The organism is Moorena sp. SIO1F2, assembly GCF_010672755.1.
Classification (GTDB): domain Bacteria; phylum Cyanobacteriota; class Cyanobacteriia; order Cyanobacteriales; family Coleofasciculaceae; genus Moorena.
Map to the genome: position 1 here is coordinate 1 of NZ_JAAHFV010000486.1, position 3,983 is coordinate 3,983.

Below are 3,983 nucleotides of genomic sequence, written 5' to 3' on the forward strand. Positions count from 1 at the left end.
AGCCTAATCTCTCTATGACTTCCAGTGACGGTGATTTAGAGGGGTTTGCCACGGTTCTGGAATAGAATTGGTTGTGTAGGGAGTAAGAGGGCAAACAATGGGAACAGGAGGAACAGAGGGAAGAGGAGTCAAGGGGTTCAGTCCCCAAACTACTGTATTCCACTAACCTCTAACCACTGACTGGGTTAAGGCTTGTTCGTAGCATTGACTAGCCCGATCCCAGGTGTATTCATCCTCGATCAATAAGCGCCCGTTTTGGGACAACTTTGCTCGCAGTTGTGGGTCTTCAAACAAACGAGTGATGGCGCTAATATACTCCTGAACATGATTTGCCCGCAATGCTCGCAGGGGTGTATTGGCACCATCAACCGCTAGTCCCTCCAAACCGCGATCGCTTCCCACTACAGGTACCCCAGCCGCCATTGCTTCGAGGGTCTTGTTTTTAATGCCAAAGCCAGTGCGCATCGGTACCACACAGATAGTTGCTTGATGGAGATACTCTACCATTGATGGCACACGACCGGTGACCGTAATTCCCGACAATTCTGCCAACTCCAATACTGCAGGTACTGGTCTTGCTCCGACCAGGTCTAGCGTAGCATCTCCATAGCGTTCTTTAATGGCTGGAAATACCTCCAAGCTGAAAAAGCTTACAGCATCAATGTTGGCTCGGTTATCCATAGCTCCAATAAACACTATGCGATGTCCCCCTGGGTCAGCAGTGCGTTGGGGAAATTGAGTCAAATCCACCCCATTGGGAATCACCACAATTTTACCCGATGGCTTGTAGGCAGCTATCTGGCTTTGATCCTCCGGTGTTGTGACCACAAGGCCAGTAAATTTTGCACAGTATCGTTCCTCGTAGCGGCGCAACAGGGGTAAATTTAACTGGTCTCTGAGCTGATTTTCCGAGGTTCCTGTTTCCAACTGATTACGGAACGTACCATACACAGAACTGTGAATATTCACCACTGTTCCCAGCTGCTGTCGCCATTCTGGTCGTACATATATTTCATTTACACTATGTTCACAGGTAATAATGTCAAAGCGTCCAGCGGCCACAGCTTCATCTATCCATTGCTGAATGTCCCGGGAGTAGAGATGTAGCACACTGGGGGGAATTCCCTGGCTTAAAAAATTACTAAATCGCTTTACTTTGCCCCAGATTCCTCCTGAGGGTTCAGAAGGCTTTGGTTGGGGGAAAACCACCAATTCATCTACCCATTTCCTGAGTTTTTCCACTTCCTGATCCGTGACATCTTCTGAACGTTGAGTAATCATGGTGATATCATGACTTAACTTAAGATGTTTTAGTAAATTAAATGTCCGTACCTGAGTTCCTCCCCTAGTGGGGGGATAAGGAAAGGTGGCAGATAGCATGAGAATTTTCATCATATCTTCAGGTTAGGTAATAAAGCGATGCAGCGCCGCCAAAGGGGGTTCCCCCCATGAGCGACTGCATCAAGACATTGCTATAAGTCATATCTAGTGCGTTGTAACCGGACTTGATATCAGGCAGCCGATAGGATTATTTCATGTCAACGAAGCAATGAATTGAGTTGCTTGATAGTTTCATATCCAACAATACAATGATTCAGCGAGTCCCCAAAGTTAGTGTGTGCATTCCTACATTCAATCGCGTAAATTTACTTCCTTATGCGATTGACAGTGTTATTAAACAAACCTATCAAGACTGGGAATTAATTATCTGTGATGATGGTTCAACTGATGAAACTCCTAAGTTAATGTCCCAATATCAGGATAGCCGAATTAACTACATCCGTCACCCCAACAATATTGGCAAAAGTAATAATATGCGCTCTGGATTTGATGCCGCATTGGGGGAATATTTTATTAAATTTGATGATGATGACCGGCTGACACCTGAATTTTTAGCCAAAACAACGGCTATCCTAGAACCAGACCATAGTATTGATTTTGTCGGGACAGATCATTGGGTTATTAATATTAATAATACTAGGGATGAATCAGCTACAAAATTAAACTCTCAGAGGTGGTTAAGAACTAAGTTAATCCAAGGCATTGTTGATAATTTAATTGAGGTTGTTTTTATTCAGCAGAGCTTTCAAATTGGCGCTACGTTGTTTCGGATGCAGGCGTTGAAAGACGTAGATTTTATGCGTCCTAATATCCAAAATTGTGAAGATAATGATTTATTCGTTCGGCTGGCTATGGCGGGAAAGAAAGCCTATTATTTACCCGAATTGTTAATGGAATATCGATTCCATGCCCAACAGCAAGGGATTAGTCGAGCAATTCCCTATTTAAAGGATAAACTGCGTTATCTAGAAAGTTATAAGTTTGAGTCAGAAATGTTGGAGACAGTTAGGCGATCGCGCCTGACGGAAACTAAGCTACTACTAGGATTGCGCCTGATTGAAATTGGACAAACATCAAAGGGACGTGAACTAGTTTGGTCAGGAAAAGCTTGCTCTCCCTCAAAAGCTTGGGTTGCTTTGGTGCTGTCCCTATTGCCAGAAGGGTGGCGTTCTCAGGCGTTTAGTGTGTTGCGTCAATTCAAGGCATAGACTCTCTGGGAATTCCGGGCTAGAAAAAATCTGATCAAACTGCCAAGGCATTGGCAGCCTCACGATGCTTAACCAAATTTCCACTCTCTTGGTGCCCGTTCCCGTGGGCGTTGGAACCTCACTGGGGTCACACCGCCTTTCACGAGACTGCCTAAGTATTATTACTTAAATACTCCTGGTGTCTTGCTAGTTTCTAGAGTTTTTTGGATGGTTACGACCGTTGAGCCTTTGAATCTAGGGTACAACTTCTCCCATCCTCCCTTTGTGTACTGATCAAACCATTGTTAAACTGATCAGTTTGACGATCTATGAACTGGCTCTCTGACGGTGGGGGAGGTAGGATCTCGGGTTTACGTAAGAATTCTTAACAACATTTTTAATTAAATCAGTTTACTCTAAGAATTTGGAAAGATATTCGCTTGTCTGTAAGTAGTAATACAAATACCGTCAACTTTAGGAACAAAAATAAATAATGAGTACCAATTTAGCCACCAAGTTGCGTGAAGGCACAAAAAAATCCCACACCATGGCAGAGAATGTGGGTTTTGTCAAGTGCTTTTTGAAAGGAACCGTTGAAAAAACCTCCTACCGTAAATTAGTATCCAACCTTTACTTCGTCTATTCCGCCATGGAAGAGGAGATGGAGCGCCATCGGGAACACCCGATTCTTTCAAAAATCTACTTCCAAGAGCTCAATCGGAAAAAGACCCTAGAGCAAGACCTATGCTATTACTTCGGTTCTAACTGGCAAGAGAAAGTAGTCCCTTCAGTGGCGGCTAAAGAGTATGTGCAAAGAATTAAAGATATCTCTGAGAAGCAACCAGAACTATTGGTTGCTCACTCCTACACCCGCTATCTAGGGGACTTATCTGGCGGACAAATTCTCAAAAAGATTGCCCAGCGCGGGATGAACTTATCAGATGGGCAAGGTACTGCTTTTTATGAATTCAAACAAATCCCTGATGAGAAGGGATTCAAGGCCAACTATCGCCAAGCCATGGATGAGCTACCCATTGATGATGCCACAGCGGATCGGATTGTGGAAGAAGCTAATGCCGCGTTTGGCATGAATATGAAGATGTTCCAGGAACTGGAGGGTAACCTGATTAAAGCCATTGGTATAATGCTATACAACACCCTTACCCGTCGTCGCGTTCGTGGTAGCACAGAACTAGCTACAGCTGAGTAAGCTTATTGCACAAACTGGGATTACCACCAAAGATGGGTGGCGACTAATCACCTTAACTAGAAATCAAAGCGATTAGCTCTTGTCTCCTGTAATGAGTTATTAGTAGTTAGTAGTTTTGAGGTGAGCATTCAGCCTATCGCTATCAGCGATTAGCTTATGTGCTAGGTTGAATGCTTACGTTTTGAGTACTAACTACGCTCGCAGCGATCGCAGAATTAATTACCTACTCCTAATCTCTGTAAGCT

General features: G+C 44.0%; 3 protein-coding genes. 2 read left to right on the plus strand and 1 reads right to left on the minus strand.

What is annotated here, in order from left to right; genetic code table 11:
• Nucleotides 1-162: 162 nt before the first annotated feature.
• Nucleotides 163-1,392: a glycosyltransferase family 4 protein gene (locus F6J94_RS31425; protein WP_293047433.1), complete on the minus strand. Its 1,230-nt coding sequence runs from the start codon at nucleotides 1,390-1,392 to the stop codon at nucleotides 163-165.
• Between the two features lie 197 nt (nucleotides 1,393-1,589).
• On the opposite strand from F6J94_RS31425, the gene F6J94_RS31430 reads away from it, so the two are divergent.
• Together F6J94_RS31430 and F6J94_RS31435 are read left to right on the plus strand one after the other, a co-directional pair.
• The gene (locus tag F6J94_RS31430) at nucleotides 1,590-2,549 is read left to right on the plus strand and encodes a glycosyltransferase family 2 protein (RefSeq protein ID WP_293047429.1); all 960 of its coding nucleotides are present in this window, start codon (nucleotides 1,590-1,592) and stop codon (nucleotides 2,547-2,549) included.
• 472 nt (nucleotides 2,550-3,021) lie between these two features.
• Nucleotides 3,022-3,738, plus strand: a complete 717-nt coding sequence (locus F6J94_RS31435) for a heme oxygenase (biliverdin-producing) (RefSeq protein ID WP_293047431.1) — start codon at nucleotides 3,022-3,024, stop codon at nucleotides 3,736-3,738.
• The last annotated feature ends 245 nt before the right edge of the window (nucleotides 3,739-3,983 follow it).